This window comes from Microcella alkaliphila (assembly GCF_004216855.1).
Lineage (GTDB): Bacteria > Actinomycetota > Actinomycetes > Actinomycetales > Microbacteriaceae > Microcella > Microcella alkaliphila.
The window spans coordinates 362625-380553 of the sequence record NZ_SGXT01000011.1; the positions used below are offsets into that span (position 1 = coordinate 362625).

Consider the following 17929-nt stretch of genomic DNA (forward strand, 5'->3'; position numbering starts at 1 on the left):
GGCCGGGGGCCGTTCGTCGTGATCGAGCGCCTGAGCTACTGCTGCGCGCTGCGGTCGTTCGCCGTTGTGTCGATCGTCGCGTCGTCGGGCAACGGGCGCGCCACCGGGATGCGGGTGCCCAGCACCTGCGCGACGAGGTCGCGCGCGATGGCCTGCGCCGTGAGACCCACCCGCTCGAAGATCTCACCGCGCGTGGCGTGCTCAAGGAATTCGTCCGGCAGTCCCAGTTCATCGACGGCCGTGTCGACACCGGCGGCACGCAGGACTTGCCGAATACGGGTGCCGATACCGCCGACGCGAACGCCGTCCTCGATGGACACCACGATCCGGTGGTCGCGCGCCAGGGCGATGATGCTACCCGCGACCGGAACGACCCAGCGGGGGTCGACTACGGTGGCGCCGATGCCCTGGTCGGCCAGTCGGTCGGCGACCTCGAGCCCCAGCTTTGCCATCGGGCCTACCGTCACGATGAGCACATCCTTGTGCGGTGCCTCACGCAACACGTCGACGCCGTCGTCGGTGCGACGGACCGCGTCGAACTCCGTTCCGACGCTGCCCTTCGAGAACCGGATGACCGTGGGGGCGTCGTCAACGGAGACCGCCTCTGCGAGTTCCTCGCGCAGTCGCGTCGCATCCCGCGGTGCCGCCAGGCGAATGCCGGGAACGACCTGCAGAATCGAAAGATCCCACACCCCGTGGTGGCTTGCGCCGTCGGGGCCGGTCACACCGGCGCGGTCGAGCACGAACGTGACACCGGCCTTGTGCAGGGCGACGTCCATGAGCACCTGGTCGAAGGCGCGGTTGATGAAGGTCGCGTAGACGGCGACGACCGGGTGCAGACCGCCGTAGGCGAGGCCCGCGGCAGACGCGACGGCGTGCTGTTCGGCGATGCCCACGTCGAAAACGCGGTGCGGGTGCTTCTCGGCCAGCTTGTGCAGCCCGGTCGGGCGCAACATCGCGGCGGTGATCCCCACGAGGCGGTCGTCGCGATCGGCGAGCCGCACGAGCTCATCGGCGAACACGCTCGTCCACGACGGCGCACTCGCGGTGTCGATCGACTCCCCCGTCTCGGGATCGATTTGCCCGACCGCGTGGAACTGATCGGCGACGTCGGCGAGGGCCGGCTCGTAGCCCTTGCCCTTCTGCGTGATGGCGTGCACGATGACCGGCGCCTCGAAGTCTTTCGCCTGCCGCAGGGCGCGCTCGACGTCGCGAATGTCGTGCCCGTCGATCGGCCCGATGTACTTGATGTCGAGGTTCGAGTACAGCGCCTCGTTGTTCGTGAAGCGCGAGAGGAAGCCGTGCAGGCCGCCGCGCACACCGCGGTAGAACGCGCGGCCGGGCGAGCCAAGGTGGTCGAACATCGCCTCGGTGCGGCGCCGGAACGTGCGGTACGACCGGCGCGTGCGCACGCTCGACAGGAAGCGCGCCATGCCGCCGATTGTCGGGGCGTACGATCGCCCGTTGTCGTTGACGACGATGACGAGGTTGCGGCTGTTGTCATCGGAGATGTTGTTCAGCGCCTCCCAGGTCATGCCGCCGGTGAGCGCACCATCCCCCACGACAGCGACGACGTGGCGATCGCCCTGGCCGGTCATCTCGTAGGCGCGCGAAATGCCGTCGGCCCAACTCAGCGAGCTGGAGGCGTGAGAGCTCTCCACGATGTCGTGCGGTGACTCCGCCCGTTGCGGGTAGCCGGCCAGCCCGTCCTTCTGACGCAGGCGCGAGAAGTCTTGTCGGCCGGTGACGAGCTTGTGTACGTACGACTGGTGGCCGGTGTCCCACACGATCGCGTCGCTAGGAGAGTCGAAGACGCGGTGAATGCCAAGGGTGAGTTCAACGACGCCGAGGTTCGGGCCCAGGTGGCCGCCCGTCTTCGATACCTCAGCCACCAAGAACCGCCGAATCTCGTCGGCGAGCTGCTCCAACTGGGTGTGGGTGAGCGCGTCGAGGTCGCGGGGTTCACGGATCGTTCGGAGTAGCTCCATCCCTTCACGATACGGGTTTCCAGCAGAGCGCGCGCCGCAAAGCCGCGGCAGATTTCTGGGGGTTCGCTGGATGAATCCGGGATGCGCGCCTAGACCAGGCTGCGCAGCACGTACTGCAGGATTCCGCCGTTGCGGTAGTAGTCGGCCTCACCGGGTGTGTCGATACGGACAACCGCGTCGAACTCGACCGGCTGTTTGCCGGCGGGCGAGTGCGCCGTAGGAGTCGCGACGACCCGAACGGTGCGGGGGGTGCGCCCCTCGTTCAATTCGGTGATGCCCGAAATCGCGATCTCTTCCGTGCCATCGAGACCGAGACTCTCGGCTGACTCGCCGGCGGGGAACTGCAGCGGCACAACGCCCATGCCGATCAGGTTCGACCGGTGGATGCGCTCGAAGCTCTCGGCGATGACCGCGCGGACGCCAAGCAGGCTCGTACCCTTCGCGGCCCAGTCGCGGCTCGATCCCGAGCCGTACTCCTTGCCGGCCAAAACGACGAGCGGCGTGCCGGCCGCCGCATAGTTCTGGCTGGCGTCGTAGATGAACGACTGAGCGCCGTCGTCGGTCGTGAAGTCGCGGGTGTAGCCACCCTCGACGCCGTCGAGCAGCTGGTTCTTCAGGCGGATGTTCGCAAAGGTTCCGCGAATCATGACCTCGTGGTTGCCACGACGCGAGCCGTAGGAGTTGAAGTCCTTGCGCTCGACACCGTGCTCGGTCAGGTAGCGGCCGGCAGGGGTGTCGGCCTTGATCGAGCCCGCGGGGCTGATGTGGTCGGTGGTCACCGAGTCACCCAGCTTCGCCAGCACCCGGGCGCCCGCGATGTCGACGACCGGGGTCGTCTCCATCGTCATGCCCTCGAAGTACGGAGGTTTGCGCACGTACGTCGACTCGGTGTCCCACTCGAACGTGGCGCCGGCCGGGGTCGGCAGCGACCGCCAGCGCTCGTCGCCGTCGAACACCGAGGCGTACTGCGTGGAGAACATGTCGGTGTCGATGGACGCGTCGATGGTCTTCTGCACCTCGTCGGCGTCGGGCCAGATGTCGCGGAGGTAGACCTCGTTGCCCTCACTGTCGGTGCCGAGCGGGTCGTTCTCGAAGTCGAAGTTCATCGAGCCAGCGAGCGCATACGCGATGACGAGCGGCGGGCTCGCGAGGTAGTTCATCTTCACGTCGGGGTTGATGCGGCCCTCGAAGTTGCGGTTACCCGAGAGCACCGCCGTGACGGCGAGGTCGTTCGCGTTGATCGCCTCGGAGATCTCGTCGGCCAACGGGCCCGAGTTGCCGATGCAGGTCGTGCAGCCATAGCCGACGGTGTAGAAGCCAAGGGCCTCCAGATCGTCGGTGAGGCCGGCCTTCTCATAGTAGTCGGTGACGACCTTCGAGCCGGGAGCAAGCGTGGTCTTCACCCACGGCTTCGCCTTCAGTCCCTTCTGGGCGGCGTTGCGTGCGAGAAGACCTGCCGCGAGCATGACCGACGGGTTCGAGGTGTTCGTGCACGACGTGATCGCCGCGATTGTCACCGCACCGTGGTCGATCGTGAACTCGCTGTCGCCCACCGTGACATCGACGGGCTTCGACGCGGCGGTCGGCGACTTCGAACGCTCGCGACGCACGCGCTGCTGCTCCGCATCCTCGTCCTCCGGGGTGAAGCCCACCGGGTCGGAGGCCGGGAAGGTGCCTTCGATCGCCGCGTCGACGGCGCTTTGGGTAGCCCCCGCGTAGTCGACGAGGTCGCGCTCGAAGGTCTCCTTCGCCGCGGTCAGCTCAATGCGGTCCTGCGGACGACGCGGACCGGCGATCGACGGCACGACCGTCGACAAGTCGAGCTCCATGTACTCGCTGAACTCGGGCTCGACGCTCGGGTCGTGCCACAGGTGCTGCAGCTTCGAGTACGCCTCGACCAGTGCGACCTGCTCGGCCGAACGGCCGGTGAGGCGCAGGTAGTCGAGGGTGACCTCGTCGATCGGGAACATGGCGGCGGTCGAGCCGAATTCGGGGCTCATGTTGCCGATCGTGGCGCGGTTCGCGAGCGGAACCTGCGCGACGCCCTCGCCGTAGAACTCGACGAACTTGCCGACCACGCCGTGCTGGCGGAGCATGTCGGTGATCGTCAGGACGACGTCGGTCGCGGTGACGCCGGCCGGGATGGAGCCGGAGAGCTTGAAGCCCACGACCTTCGGGATCAGCATCGACACGGGCTGGCCAAGCATGGCCGCCTCGGCCTCGATGCCGCCGACGCCCCAGCCGAGCACGCCCAGACCGTTGACCATGGTCGTGTGCGAGTCGGTGCCGACGCAGGTGTCGGGGTAGGCGCGCAACACGCCGTCGACCGTGCGCGTGTAGGTGACCTTCGCGAGGTGCTCGATGTTCACCTGGTGCACGATGCCGGTTCCCGGGGGCACGACCTTGAAGTCGTCGAAGGCCGTCTGGCCCCAGCGCAGGAACTGGTAGCGCTCACCGTTGCGCTCGTACTCGATCTCGACGTTGCGCTCGAGCGCGTCGGGCGTGCCGAAGAGGTCGGCGATGACCGAGTGGTCGATGACGAGCTCGGCCGGCGCCAGCGGGTTGATCTTCTTCGGGTCGCCGCCGAGCTCGGCGACGGCCTCCCGCATGGTCGCGAGGTCGACGATGCAGGGAACACCGGTGAAGTCCTGCATCACGACGCGCGCGGGCGAGAACTGGATCTCGGTGTCGGGCTCGGCGGTCGGCTGCCACGAGCCGAGAGCACGAATCTGCTCAGCGGTGACGTTCTTGCCGTCCTCGGTGCGGAGCAGGTTCTCGAGCAGCACCTTCAGGCTGAAGGGAAGCTTCTCGTAGCCGTCCACGGCGTCGATGCGGAAGACCTCGTACTCGGTCTCTCCGACCGTGAGGGTGTCCTTCGCGGAGAATGAGTTGACTGCGGACACGACGTCCATCCTTTCGCGGTTGCGCGACGGGGTGTCCGTCGCATCGGTCGCCTACGACCCCTATTTATCTTGATGTCGAGATATTTAATGCTAGCACTCGGTCATGCCCGCGAGCGGGCGTACACGGCGCGAATCATGAGCCACGTCACCCACAGCACGGCGGCGTAGAGCGGCAGACCCATGAGAAGCCGAGAGGCGGCCAGCGCGGTCACGTTCTCGGCGAGGTAGAAGGGCACCTGAACGCCCAGACGCAGCGAGAACAACCCCACCCAGAGCCAGGTCGTCAGGGTCAGGATGCTGCGCTTTGCCGGGTCCGATCGCCACTCGGCATCGCCCGTCAAGAGTCCCGTGATGACGCCGATGAGGGGGCGCCGGACGGCGAGGCTGATGAGCAAAGCCACGAGCCAGACAGTGTTGATCACAAAGCCGAGAACGAAGTTCTCCTCGGCGCGGCCAGTGAAGAGGGCGAGGCCCGCCGAGAGCGCGATCCCGATGAGACCGATGATCGCCGGGGCGATCGGCGTTCGCGTGATGGCGCGCACGAGCACAAAAACCACGGCCACCCCGAGCGGCACGAGGACCGACGGACCCACCTCGCCGGTGATGGTGAACACGACGAGAAAGAGAAAGCCGGGCAGCAGCGACTCGATGAGCCCGCGCACGCCGCCGACCGCGCCCCACAGTGCGTGGGCGGTCGGCCGCTCCCCCGGCTCGACGCGACCGAAACCCGATCGGCGCGCGGCCTCGGCGAGGGTCGCCTGCAGGTCGGGAGCGTCCGCGCCGGGCTCCTCGTCGCCTGCCGACTCGGCGCCGGTCGCTCGCTCGTCCGCCCGTTCGGTCATGAGGATGCGGTGGGCTGCGGCCCCGCACCGGCGCTCGCACCGGCGGCGCCCTGCGCTCCGGCGGGTACCTGCAGAGGGATGAGATCGCGCGGCGGCATGGGCGTCGACCCGCGAACCACCACGATGCTGCGGAACACGTCGTCGATCGCCTCCGCGGCGGCCTGGTCGACCGCGCCCTGCCCGGCGATCACGCCGCGGAGGAACCAGCGCGGTCCGTCAACACCGACAAAGCGGGCGATGCGGGTCGACGCCTGGCCGTCAGCCTGCACGGGAATGCGCGCGAGCAGCTCCGGTCCAAACACGCCGTCGCGCTCGCTGATCTCGCCGCCCTGCGAGCGAATCTGCTGCTCGATCTGACCGCGCACCCCGTGCCAGAGGCCCGTGGAGCGCGGAGCCGCGAACGCCTGCACCTGCAGGGTCGAGCCCTGGTAGTCGATGCCGACGGCGACGACGCGCTTCGTGGCCTCCTCGACCTCCAGCCGCAGCTGCAGTTCGGGTCGGGGAACGAGCTTAATCGCACCCAGGTCGACGTAGGGCCGGACGGCGTTCGCCTCGGACTCGTCAAAGGGGCCGTTCTCGGCGCGGTCGGCGGGCGCCGACTTCGCGTCTTCGGGAAGCGGCCCGTCGGTCATGGCGGTGTCAGTCACAGAACTCCTTCACTCGGCGACGGCTCACTACGGTAGCCGCTTGAGCCAAAGCCCGCCTGTCCGCGGTGTGAACCGGGAAGGGATTCGACGGGAATAAACATGGGGCGTTCGACGCGCTGGATCACCAACTGGGCAATGCGGTCACCGGGCGCGACCGAATACGGCTCGCGAGCATCCGTATTGAGGAGCGTGACGCGGATCTCGCCTCGATAGCCCGCATCCACGGTTCCCGGGGCGTTCAGCACGGTGATGCCGTGCTTCGCGGCAAGTCCGCTGCGCGGAAGCACGAACGCGGCGTAGCCGTCGGGCAAGGCGATCGCCAGGCCGGTGCCGACCGTCGCGCGCTCGCCGGGAGCGATCGTCACCGATTCGGATGCGACGAGATCCGCACCCGCATCGCCCGGATGCGCCACCACGGGCGCGCGGTCACCGGTCATCAGAATCTCGACGTCGGGCACTTCTGAAGGCTAGTGCATGGTCGAATAGGGGTATGGAGCAGTTCCGCGAGCGCCTCTGGCCCGCCCTCTGGTGGTACCCCATCATCGCGCTGATTGTGCCGGCGACTCTGCTGGTGTTCGAGCCGATCAGCCTCATCGCCGGCGTTGTGACGGCGACCGCGCTCGTCTCCGGCTCCCTCCTTCTTCTGATCGGCTCGGCGCCGACCATTCGCGTGGCCGACGGAACATTGCAGGCGGGAAAGGCGCGCATTCCGGTCGCCCTGATCGGCGACATGCGCGCGGCGGCGGGCGAGGACGCGCGCGCCGAACGGGGCCCGCTCTTGGATGCACGGGCCTGGCTCCTGCTCCGCGGGGACGTCGGCCCCGTCGTGCGGCTCGACATCACCGACCCTGAGGACCCGACACCGTACTGGGTGGTCTCGACGCGGCGTCCTGAGGAGTTGATCGCCGCGATCAGCGTCGCCCGGAAGAGCACCGAGGCGTCAGAAAGTCGCTAGACGCGGCCCGTGGCGCCGATCAGAGAGCCAGAAGCGCAGCGTGAGAACTACGAGCACTCAGCGCAGACGGGCCCGAGCTTCTCCTGGTGGTCGAGCTGAGAGCGGTGCTTCACGAGGAAGCAGCTGACGCACGTGAACTCGTCGGCCTGCGGGGGCAGCACGACGACGTCGAGATCGAGGTCGGCCAGGTCTTGTCCGGCGAGCTCGAAGCCCGGATTGTCGGCATCGTCAACGTCGACGACGCCCGACATCTTGTCGGGAACTCGCTCCTGAAGCGCTTGGATCGAATCGGTGTCATCGTCCGTTTTGCGCGGAGCGTCGTAGTCGGTTGCCATGCCTCATCCACTCTCATGTGTACTGCCGGGGGCCGCGGGGGGCGGCGATAGTTTGCAGGACGCCCCGCCGAAACGCAAACGGGGTTCGCTGTTTGTGCCTGCGTGTCGAGGCAACTTCCGGCACGCCCGCCGTATTCCCGGGCGGGCGGGCATGCGCGTGGCATGCTGTGCGCAGCATCCGCGCAGTCGGGAGACAACGCCATGGAAGAACTGACCGTTATTGGCGCCGAGAACGGCGCACTGGTCGTCGTCGGGGACGACGGTACTCGCTACCGGGTGCCGATCACCGAAGCCTTGCACACCGCCATTCGGCAAAACCGCCCGGCTCAGCCCGCCGCGCATCGCGTGTCGCCGCGCGAGATCCAGGCGCAGATTCGTGCGGGCCTGTCGGCCGCCGAGGTGGTGGCCGCCACCGGTGAGGCCCTCGAATACGTGCAACGCTTCGAGGGCCCCGTGCTCGCCGAGCGCGAGTACGTCGTGACGGCAGCGCGCAGTGTTCCCGTCGCCGTCGCCGCCGACACCGAGTCGGGCGTTGCCGCCCACACCTTCGGGGGCGTCATCGACCAGCGTCTCGACGAGCTCGGGGCGACCGAGATCGCCTGGGCGAGCTGGAAGAAGGACGCGCTGTGGACCATCCGCGTCGCCTTCCTCGACGGTGAGGTGTCGCGCGAGGCCCTGTGGAGCTTCGACCCCAAGAAGTCGACACTGTCGCCCGCGAACCACGAGGCGCAGTCGCTGTCACAGCAGGGCGACGGCCCTACCACCGCCCTGCCGCGCCTCCGGGCCGTCACGACAGACCCCGCCGACGACCAGCCGTCCGGCCGCTTCGACTCGGGCGCCTTCCAGATCGGCCCCGAGGCAGTTGCCCCGGCCACGCCCTCGCGCGTCGGCGTGCGCACCGACCCCGACGACGTCCCGCGGCCCGCGATGGGTCAGACCGCCGACCTCCTCGAAGCGCTGCGGCGCCGCCGGGGCGAGCGTGAGCCTGCACCGCAGGACGAGCGTGATGCGGCGCGCGCGGCGCATCCGTCGACCGGTTCCATCCGGGTCATCGAGGTTCCGCTCGATCGCGACGAAGCGGACATGTCTGATACCGCGGATGCGCCCACCCTCATCGGCATGGACGGTGATCTGCCCGACGGAGCTGCGGTTCCCGCCTCCTCGAGCGCGAGCTCGCCTGCGGAGCCCCCGACGAAGCCCGCCTCCGTGAAGCGCGGGCGCGCGGCGATGCCGAGCTGGGACGAGATCGTCTTCGGCGCTCGTCCCGACGACGACCCGGCCTAGGACCGGACGAACGCGCCGAAGCGCGCCAGCGGCACGCGGGTCTCGGCGTCCGAAAACGAGCCGTGCTGTCCGACCATGGCGAGCGAGCGGTCGGTGGCCGTGCGCTCGTCGTAGTAGACGACGGCGGAGCGCGCGGCGACAAGCACGTCACCGATGCGGGAGATGACGCCTGGATCGACGGCGCTGCCGAACCAGCCGGCCGCGATGGCCTCGTCGCGGGTGACCACCCACGATCGGGCAGCTTCTCGGGCGGTCCAGCGCGCATGAATGCCCGCCACCTCCGCGGGGTCGTCCGCAACGAGGTGCAGGCAGCGCGGCTCGCCGGCCACGTGGCGCACTCCCCGCCACAGCTCGTCGTCGGCGGCGACGACGCGACGGGCGTGCGGGGCGATGTCGAGCATCCCGTGATCGGCCGTCAGCAAGGCGCCCGTGCCGGGCGGGGCGAGCGGCTGGGCGAGCGCCGCATCCAGCTCTTCCAGGCGGTGCAGCCAGCGCGCCGACGTTGTCCCGGCGGCGTGACCAGCCTTGTCGAGCTCAGGCAGGTACGTGTAAATCAGGCACGGCTCGTTGCCAGCGAGAAGGTCGCGCGTGCGATCGAGACGATCGGCGATCGACTCGGCCGAAACAAAGCGCGCTCCGCGCAGCACCGCCCGCGTGAATCCAGAGTCGGCGTAGCGGCGGGCCGCGACAACGATCGGCTCGATCCCGAGGCCCGCCGCGCGCTCAAACAGGGTTTCGTGACGTTGCCACACCTCGGGATGCGCGGACGAGTCCCAGCCGGTCAGCATGTTGACCACGCGGTCACCCGCCGCGTCGTGGGCCGAGTACCCGACGAGCCCGTGCTCGCCCGCCGGGCGCCCCGTGGTGAGGGTCGCCAGTGCCGAAGCAGTCGTCGTCGGGAAAGCCGAGTGGATCGTCCCGCCGCGCCGGGGTATCGCGGCCGTGAGGTGGCGCGCGTGCCCGCGATGGGCCACGAGCGGCTGCGCGCCGAGGCCGTCGACGAGCACTACGGCGGCGGAGCGCACGGCGGGAAGCGCAAGGGGGTTGTCGTCCCCTCGAACCGCCGACAACGCGCTCGACAACACGTCGCCGAGTGTCCGGGTCGAGCCGGGGGGCGCCGGTAGCATGGGCGCCATCCTATGACTCCCCCCGCAGCCCCCCAGCTCCCCGACTCCCCCGCCCCGGCCGAACGCATCGACGATGTCGATCTGGCCGACGAGATGCAGGGGTCATTTCTCGAATACGCCTACTCGGTCATCTACTCTCGCGCTCTCCCCGATGCTCGCGATGGGCTCAAGCCCGTGCAGCGGCGAATTCTGTACATGATGAGCGACATGGGGCTTCGCCCCGAGCGCGGCCACGTCAAGTCGGCCCGCGTTGTCGGCGAGGTCATGGGCAAGCTGCACCCGCACGGCGACGGCGCCATCTACGACGCCCTCGTGCGCCTCGCCCAAGACTTCACGATGCGTGTTCCGTTTGTCGACGGCCACGGCAACTTCGGCTCGCTCGACGACGGCCCGGCCGCCGCCCGCTACACCGAGGCCCGCTTGCGCGCCGCGGCACTCGCCATGGTCGAGAGTCTCGACGAAGACGTCGTCGACTTCGTGCCGAATTACGACAACCAGCTGACGCAGCCCGAGGTGTTGCCGGCCGCCTTCCCGAACCTCCTCGTCAACGGAGCGAGCGGCATCGCGGTCGGCATGGCGACCAACATGGCGCCGCACAATCTCATCGAGGTGGCGGCCGCCGCCCGCTACCTGCTCGACAAACCCGATGCAACGCTCGACGAGCTGATGGCCTTCGTCCCGGGGCCAGACCTACCGACCGGGGGGCGCATCCTGGGCCTTGACGGCATCAAGGAGGCCTACGCGACCGGCCGCGGGCGCTTCACCACGCGCGCGACCGTGAACGTCGAGCAGGTCACGGCACGCAAACGCGGCCTCGTGATCACCGAACTGCCCTACCTCGTCGGCCCCGAGCGCGTGATCGAAAAGATCAAGGACGGCGTGCAGTCGAAGAAGCTGCAGGGCATCAGTGACGTCACCGACCTCACCGACCGCAAGAACGGCCTGCGACTCGTGGTTGGCATCAAGAACGGCTTCGACCCGAACGCGGTGCTCGAGCAGCTCTACCGCTACACGCCGCTCGAGGACGGCTTCTCGATCAACGCCGTCGCGCTCGTCGACGGCCGGCCGCAAACCCTTGGCCTCGTCGAGCTGCTGCGCGTCTACCTTGACCACCGCACGTCGGTGGTCACGCGGCGCAGCCAGTATCGCCTCGACCGTCGCCGTGAACGCCTGCACCTCGTCGAGGGCCTGCTGGTGGCGATCCTCGACATCGACGAGGTCATCCAGGTCATCCGCTCCTCCGACGATGCGGAACAGGCGCGCACCCGCCTCATCGAGATCTTCGACCTCAGCCAGCTGCAGAGCGAGTACATCCTCGAACTGCGACTGCGTCGACTCACGCGCTTCAGCCGCATCGAGCTCGAGGCAGAGCGCGACCAGCTACGCGCCGAGATCGCCGAGCTGGAGGCGATCCTCGCCGACCCGGCCCGCGTGCGCGCCCTCGTGGGCGACGAACTCGACGATGTCGCCGCTCGCCTCGGCACCCCGCGCCGCACGCTATTGACGGAGGGCATGCCGACCGCGCCGCCGTCGCGCGCTCGCGCCCAGGCGGCCGCCTCCCTCGAGATTGCCGACACGCCCTGCCGCGTGCTGCTGTCAACGACCGGTCGCGCGCTGCGCGTCGACATCGGCGACGAGGATGCACTCATCCAGCCGCCCACGGACCGCCGGGTCGCGCACGACGCGATCCGCGCATCCGCCGTGACGACGGTGCGGGGGGAGCTCGTCGCGATCACGGATCGTGGTCGTTTCGTGCGGTTCAGCCCGGACGCCCTGCCGGCGGTGCCGGCCACGTCGGTGCAGCTCGCCGCCGGAGTATCGCTGGCCGAGTACGTAGGGCTGACGGACCCGCGCGAACACATCGTGACGATCATCGATCCGGCGTCGGAGACTCCACTCGCGCTCGGCACTCGTGGCGGGGTCGTGAAGCGACTCGCACCGGGCAGCTACGCGGCGAAGCCGGACGGCGAGGTCATCGGCCTGAAAGACGGAGACTCCGTCGTCGGGGCTGGGCTTGCGACCGACGCGAGCGAGCTGGTCTTCGTCACCTCCGACGCGCAGCTGCTGCGCTTCTCCGCCGAGCTCGTGCGCCCGCAGGGAGCGCCCGCGGGCGGCATGGCGGGCATCAAGCTGGGTGCTGGCGCGAGCGTCATCGCCTTCCACGTCACCCCTCGCGACGAGGCGGTCGAGGTGGTCACCGTGTCGGGGTCGAGTGCGGCTCTGGCCGGTGTCGAGCCGGGGCGTGCCAAGCGCTCGTTCCTCAGCGAGTTCCCGGCGAAGGGTCGCGCGACGGGCGGGGTGCGCGCCCACGCCTTCCTCAAAGGCGAAGACACGCTGCGACTCGCGTTCGTCGGGGTCGGCCCCCTGGCGGTCGCGGCCGACGGGAAGGCTCGCACGCTGCCCGAGGGCGGAGCCAAGCGCGACAGCTCGGGCACGCCACTCGACGCCGCCGTCGACACGATCGGCACGCGGGCGAGCTGACCGCTTTCAGACGTCGATGCGGTCGCGGTCGAGCCCCTGGCCCGCGATGATGAAGTCTTTGCGCGGGGCGACGTCGTTACCCATGAGCAGCTCGAACACGCGGTTCGCCCCCTCGGCGTCGGAGACGCGCACCCGGCGTAGCGTGCGGTGGGCGCGGCTCATGGTCGTGTCGGCCAACTGGTCGGCATCCATCTCTCCGAGGCCCTTGTAGCGCTGAATGGGGTCCTGGTAGCGCTTGCCCGACTTCTTCAGCGCGGCGAGGACACCCTGCAGCTCTTTCTCGCTGTAGGTGTAGATCGTCTCGTTCGGCTTCGATCCCGGGTTCATGACGACGACGCGATGCAGCGGCGGCACGGCGGCGAATACGCGACCGTCGTCGATCATGGGGCGCATGTAGCGGAAGAACAGCGTCAGCAGGAGCGTGCGAATGTGGGCTCCGTCGACGTCGGCGTCGGACATGATGATGACCTTGCCGTAGCGAGCCGCGTCGAGATCAAACGAGCGACCGGAGCCCGCTCCGATCACCTGGATGATGGATGCGCACTCGGCGTTCGAGAGCATGTCGCTCACCGAGGCCTTCTGCACGTTCAGGATCTTGCCGCGAATCGGCAAGAGAGCCTGGTACTCGCTGTCGCGGGCGAGCTTGGCGGTGCCGAGCGCACTGTCGCCCTCCACGATAAACAGCTCGCTCTCGGCGACATCGCTTGAGCGGCAGTCGACCAGCTTCGCGGGTAGGGAGGAGTTCTCGAGTGCGTTCTTGCGACGCTGGGTCTCCTTGTGGGCACGCGCCGAGATGCGGCTCTTCATCTCGGCGACGACCTTGTCGAGCACGAGCGCTGACTGCGCCTTATCGTCGCGCTTCGTGCTCGCAAAACGCGCCTTCAGGGCATCCGACAGCACCTTCGCGACGATCGCCCGTGCGGCCGGCGTGCCGAGAACTTCCTTCGTCTGGCCCTCGAACTGCGGCTCGGGGATGCGGACCGTCAGCACCGCGGTGAGGCCGGCCAGCACGTCGTCCTTCTCGAGCTTGTCGGTGCCAGCCTTCAGGCGCCGCGCGTTCTTCTCGACCTCCGCCCGCAGGGTCTTCAGCAGCCCCTGTTCGAAGCCGGCCAGGTGACTGCCGCCCTTCGGCGTCGCGATGATGTTGACGAAGCTGCGCACAGCGGTCTCATAGCCGGTCCCCCAGCGCAGGGCGATGTCGACCGTGCACTCGCGTTCGAGCTCGGTCGGCGTCATGTGGCCCTGCGCGTCGAGCACCGGCACCGTCTCGGTGAAGTGGCCGTTGCCGGTGATGCGCCAGGTGTCGGTCAACGGCGAATCCGGCGCAAGGTAGTCGACGTACTCGCTGATGCCCCCCGAAAAGTGGAACGTTTCCGTCCTCGTTTGCTCGCCGCGCTCATCCGTGACGGAGAGGGAGAGCCCCGGCACGAGGAACGCCGTCTGCCGTGCTCGAGCCATCAGCTCGTCTGGCTGGAATTCCGTGCCCTTCGTGAAGATCTGCGGGTCGGCCCAGTACCGGATGCGCGTTCCGGTGACCCCCTTGGCCACCTTTCCGACCACCCGTAGCTCACTGCCCGAGATGAACGGGGAGAACGGCGCGTCAGGGCGTGGGCCGTCGGCGTCGTCGTCGAAGATGCCGGGCTCGCCGCGGTGAAACGACATGGCCCACGTCTTGCCCCCGCGATCGACCTCAACGTCGAGCCGCTCCGAGAGGGCGTTGACGACCGACGCGCCGACCCCGTGCAGACCGCCCGAGGCGGCGTAGGAGCCGCTGCCGAACTTGCCGCCAGCGTGCAGCTTCGTGAACACAACCTCAACGCCCGACAAGCCGGTCTTCGGCTCGATGTCGACGGGGATACCGCGGGCGCTGTCGCGCACCTCGACACTGCCGTCAGCGTGCAGACGAACCTCGATGCTGTCGCCATGACCGGCGAGGGCTTCGTCGACCGAGTTGTCGATGATCTCCCACAGGCAGTGCATGAGGCCGCGGGAATCAGTGGAGCCGATGTACATGCCGGGGCGCTTGCGAACAGCCTCGAGTCCCTCAAGGACGGACAGGTGCCGGGCGGAGTAATCAGAGTGAGCCACGATCCTCCAGCGTAGACGCGGGGAGGCGACGGGCTTGCGCACCACTCCGGGAGCTCGCACGACCCCCAGCCGGCAGGGGCGGTCGTCGTTATGCGCTGAGCGAAACGGCGGCCAACTGGCAGGGTTCGGTCGGTGCGGTGTGGTGCAATAGGCCATCCGGAACCCGATCACGACGCGACGAAGGAAGGCCCACCATGACGCAGCTGACGACCGACACTCCGAGCGTCACCGCGCCGGCACCCCTGACCGCGACCGATCGTTGCGACGCGTGCGGCGCGCAAGCCTACGTGCGGGCGACCCTCGCGACGGGTGAACTGCTCTTCTGCGCCCACCATGCCAGCCGGTTCCGCGACTCAATCAGGCCGACGGCGACTGCCTGGCACGACGAGTCGGCCAAGTTGCACCGGAAGTAGGCTCTCGCAAGCCCATCTGCGTGTGGCCTCACCGCGAGTCACTACCCGCAACTATGGTGACAGCGCAGTTGTGCGAGGCACCCACGGAGCAATACGAGTTACGACCTCCTCACCAATTGTGCCGACGGCTTCTGCGAGTGCCGTCGGCTCCACCGCCGGTCCGAAGATTTCGACGGTGTCTCCGACGCGCGCGCCCGGCCATGAGCCCACGCGGCTGACTTCCGCACCGACCTCTCGAAGGGGACGCAGGCCGGCAGATGTGGCGACGTCGACGGCCCCAGCGAGCGAGGAAAACAGACCATCGCGGGACCCAACGGCGACGGTGACAGCCGCGTCGTCAACCGCCACAACGGGTGCAAGTAGTCGCGCAATGGGGCGGATCCCCAGCGTGGCGCTGTCTGGCCCGCCGGCGGGGCGAATGCCGTAGGCGAATGCTCCGATGCGCACAGCGTCGTAACGGAATTCGGGCCGCGCCCACGACGCAGCGCTCGCCGCTAAATGCCGAATGCCGGGCGTGAGGCCCGCCGTCGTGAGCGCGTGAACCGCCTCGTCGTACCGAGAACGGGCGTCATCATCGTCATCATCGCTTGCCTCAGCAATGTGACTCCACACTCCCGCAAGCTCGATAGCACCAGACGTCACCGCGGCCGACACAGTCGACGCCAGCGAATTCCACTGGTCAGGGCGAAACCCCCCACGGCTGAGGCCTGTGTCGACCTCAAGGTGCACTCGCGTTCGCCGTGTGGCGTGGCGATCTATGAGCAGCGCCAACAGCTCAAAATCTCCGACCCCGATCTCAATCTCGGCGGCGATCGCATCAGCGAGGAGGGATCGCTCCCCCGTCGGCCACGCGAGCACGCGCGTGTCGGCGGGGACAACGGCGCGGGTGGCGAGACCCGTCGCGAGGTCTGACGTGGCGAATGAGCGAATGCCCGCATCGGCGGCAGCCGTCGCGATCGTGCTCAATCCGTGACCGTATGCATCGTTCTTGACCACGAGCATGAGGTCAGCTGGTCCTACCCGGGCGCGGAGAACGTCAATATTACGTCGAAAGGCTGCCAGGTCGATTTCCAGACGGGGGCCAATCACGGCACGACCACAGCTGTCCCGCGCGCGCAGAGCGGAATGACCACCTCGTCGGGGGCGAGCCCGGTCACGGACACCCACTCAGCCACCGGCGGTTCGTTTGCTTCAGGATCACCCAACAATACGACCTCCGTGCCTGATCGCACGACCCGGGAACCGACATCGATGACGCACACGTCCATCGCCACCCGGCCAACGATCGGCGCACGCTCACCCTCGACGAGAACCGAAGCACGGTTGCCGAGCGCGCGCACAACGCCCTGCGCGTACCCCCCAGCCACCAGCGCCACAGTGGTGTCCGTTTTAGCCCGCCACGTCAAGCCATAAGAAACGCCGTCTCCGGCCCGCAATCGCTTAGTGGTCGCGACGCGTGACAACACACGGATGACAGGGGGCTTCAGCGTCTCGCGCCTCGCGACGAGAGGGTTGTCGCACAGTGAAGCCTCAACAACGACAAGTCCCGCCGCACGTGCCCGGTCGCCTTCCGCCGCGTCAACGCACACAGCACAAGGGTTCTCAGCCAGTAGTGGCAAGACTCGCTCGAGTCCGATACCCCAGGCGTCATGACGAAGATCGAGCACATGGTCGCCGGACATGGCGGCAAGCCACTTATGCAATCGTGACCGAGACACCTCAACGGTCAGCCTCCGTGGTACGAGAGGCCAGGAAACGCGGCGCGCGGTAGTCACCGGTTGCGGGCCGCCTCGAAGAGGGGTTCGTGCCGAGGCCGGGAGCCCCGACGTAACCCGGTGGCGCTCACCCGCGTTTCGTAAAGTCCGGGTATCCAGTTTCCCTCTATCAGTAAAGGCCCCTCTGGGGTTATCGCCACATCCCAGCCGACATAGGGAACCTCAGGTATGCGTCGCGCCGCGTCTTTCACAAGAGCAACAGCCTCGTTCCATAGGGGAACCCGGTAGTCAATAATCGATTCGCCGGAGTCCGGGTGTGTGTCGTATCGGCTCTTGTGCTTTCCCGTATAGCCAGGGCCCACTGACGCACCGTCGTCGTCAAGCATCGTGTAAAAACCACCCCACGTGAACTGGTCGCTCACGGCGCCGCGGCCAAACTTTTGCACGGCGACGAGGAGGTGGACCTCCGCACCGTCAAACCACGTCGTCATTCGAATTGTGTTGACCGTGCCCGAGCAGTAGGCCGCGATCGCCGGGTGTTGCGTAATTGGTTCTTCCACCAACAGCTGACCCGCCGCGACCCGCTCGTCGAAGAAAACGCTCCAATCGCGTACCTCGCGCGTATCGAACCGAAACACACCCTTGCCTTCGCGACTCACCGGCACTTTCGCGATGATCACGGGGTGCCTCTCGGCGAACTCGCGCAAGCCGGAAACCCCCGCCGCTCTGATGTCGATCCACTCGCGGTGCAGGAGATCTGAAAACGCCACGTTGAATGAGAGCTTGTTCTCTAAGGTTTTCGCGGCTTCTCGATCATTGAGCGCTGTCGCAAGGTGGTGCTGCAAAAGAGAGGTCATGAATGTCGCGCGCTCAGCACGATTCAAGAGAGCAAAATCCGCCTCGTAGTAATCGATGTACGCCGTGTCACGGAACGCGGCCGAAAAGAGCATGTCGACGAAAACCCGCACGCGCGAGACCGACTGCTCCTCAGCGATCTGCGTCGCAATACCCCAGACTCGTGAGAATCGGAATGCCCGGAAACGACGGACGATATAGCGAATACGAGCAGAAAGGGCAACTCCCATGGTGTGCGCGTAGCCCTTTCTGTCTTCGATCCGTGCTTCGTCCACACAGCGAGCTACCCGCCACGG

General features: G+C 67.7%; 15 protein-coding genes. 4 read left to right on the top strand and 11 right to left on the bottom strand.

Annotation, left to right across the window (positions count from 1 at the left end):
* Positions 1 to 35: 35 nt before the first annotated feature.
* The 5 genes from dxs to dut form a co-directional block, all read right to left on the bottom strand.
* Complete coding sequence (dxs, locus tag EV140_RS02385) at positions 36 to 1988, bottom strand: 1-deoxy-D-xylulose-5-phosphate synthase (protein ID WP_130280660.1); 1953 nt, start codon at positions 1986 to 1988, stop codon at positions 36 to 38.
* An 89-nt stretch (positions 1989 to 2077) separates the two neighbouring features.
* Positions 2078 to 4900, bottom strand: a complete 2823-nt coding sequence (gene acnA, locus EV140_RS02390) for an aconitate hydratase AcnA (protein ID WP_198674318.1) — start codon at positions 4898 to 4900, stop codon at positions 2078 to 2080.
* 92 nt (positions 4901 to 4992) lie between these two features.
* On the bottom strand, positions 4993 to 5733 hold the full coding sequence (locus EV140_RS02395) for a DUF3159 domain-containing protein (RefSeq protein WP_130280664.1): 741 nt from the start codon (positions 5731 to 5733) through the stop codon (positions 4993 to 4995).
* Positions 5730 to 6365: a DUF3710 domain-containing protein gene (locus tag EV140_RS02400; RefSeq protein ID WP_130281049.1), complete on the bottom strand. Its 636-nt coding sequence runs from the start codon at positions 6363 to 6365 to the stop codon at positions 5730 to 5732. The genes EV140_RS02395 and EV140_RS02400 overlap by 4 nt, the downstream gene beginning before the upstream one ends.
* A gap of 11 nt (positions 6366 to 6376) precedes the next feature.
* Complete coding sequence (gene dut / locus EV140_RS02405) at positions 6377 to 6817, bottom strand: dUTP diphosphatase (protein ID WP_130281051.1); 441 nt, start codon at positions 6815 to 6817, stop codon at positions 6377 to 6379.
* Between the two features lie 53 nt (positions 6818 to 6870).
* Between dut and EV140_RS02410 the strand changes: the two genes are divergently transcribed.
* Positions 6871 to 7335, top strand: coding sequence for a DUF3093 domain-containing protein (locus EV140_RS02410; RefSeq protein ID WP_130280666.1), 465 nt, complete (start codon positions 6871 to 6873; stop codon positions 7333 to 7335).
* Between the two features lie 47 nt (positions 7336 to 7382).
* Here the strand turns inward: EV140_RS02410 and EV140_RS02415 are convergent, their stop codons facing one another.
* Entirely contained in the window at positions 7383 to 7670 is a 288-nt protein-coding gene (locus EV140_RS02415; protein WP_130280668.1) for a DUF4193 domain-containing protein, read from the bottom strand.
* Positions 7671 to 7871: 201 nt separating this feature from the next.
* Between EV140_RS02415 and sepH the strand changes: the two genes are divergently transcribed.
* Positions 7872 to 8954, top strand: a complete 1083-nt coding sequence (sepH, locus tag EV140_RS02420; protein ID WP_130280670.1) for a septation protein SepH — start codon at positions 7872 to 7874, stop codon at positions 8952 to 8954.
* On the opposite strand, the gene EV140_RS02425 is transcribed toward sepH, so the two are convergent.
* Entirely contained in the window at positions 8951 to 10081 is a 1131-nt protein-coding gene (locus EV140_RS02425; RefSeq protein ID WP_241971251.1) for an alkaline phosphatase family protein, read from the bottom strand. The genes sepH and EV140_RS02425 overlap by 4 nt on opposite strands.
* A 12-nt stretch (positions 10082 to 10093) precedes the next feature.
* On the opposite strand from EV140_RS02425, the gene EV140_RS02430 reads away from it, so the two are divergent.
* Positions 10094 to 12562, top strand: coding sequence for a DNA gyrase/topoisomerase IV subunit A (locus EV140_RS02430; protein ID WP_130280674.1), 2469 nt, complete (start codon positions 10094 to 10096; stop codon positions 12560 to 12562).
* Positions 12563 to 12568: 6 nt separating this feature from the next.
* Here EV140_RS02430 and EV140_RS02435 read toward each other — a convergent pair whose 3' ends face one another.
* A complete protein-coding gene (locus EV140_RS02435) occupies positions 12569 to 14650 on the bottom strand; it encodes a DNA gyrase/topoisomerase IV subunit B (protein WP_130280676.1) in 2082 nt (693 codons plus the stop codon).
* A 194-nt stretch (positions 14651 to 14844) separates the two neighbouring features.
* Between EV140_RS02435 and EV140_RS02440 the strand changes: the two genes are divergently transcribed.
* A complete protein-coding gene (locus tag EV140_RS02440) occupies positions 14845 to 15063 on the top strand; it encodes a DUF7455 domain-containing protein (protein WP_130280678.1) in 219 nt (72 codons plus the stop codon).
* Positions 15064 to 15114: 51 nt separating this feature from the next.
* On the opposite strand, the gene EV140_RS02445 is transcribed toward EV140_RS02440, so the two are convergent.
* The 3 genes from EV140_RS02445 to EV140_RS02455 form a co-directional block, all read right to left on the bottom strand.
* A complete protein-coding gene (locus tag EV140_RS02445) occupies positions 15115 to 16152 on the bottom strand; it encodes an alanine racemase (protein WP_241971252.1) in 1038 nt (345 codons plus the stop codon).
* Positions 16149 to 16745, bottom strand: coding sequence for an alanine racemase C-terminal domain-containing protein (locus EV140_RS02450; RefSeq protein WP_130281055.1), 597 nt, complete (start codon positions 16743 to 16745; stop codon positions 16149 to 16151). Before EV140_RS02450 ends, EV140_RS02445 begins: the two co-directional genes overlap by 4 nt.
* A gap of 89 nt (positions 16746 to 16834) precedes the next feature.
* On the bottom strand, positions 16835 to 17908 hold the full coding sequence (locus EV140_RS02455) for a sugar-transfer associated ATP-grasp domain-containing protein (RefSeq protein ID WP_130280680.1): 1074 nt from the start codon (positions 17906 to 17908) through the stop codon (positions 16835 to 16837).
* Positions 17909 to 17929 lie beyond the last annotated feature (21 nt).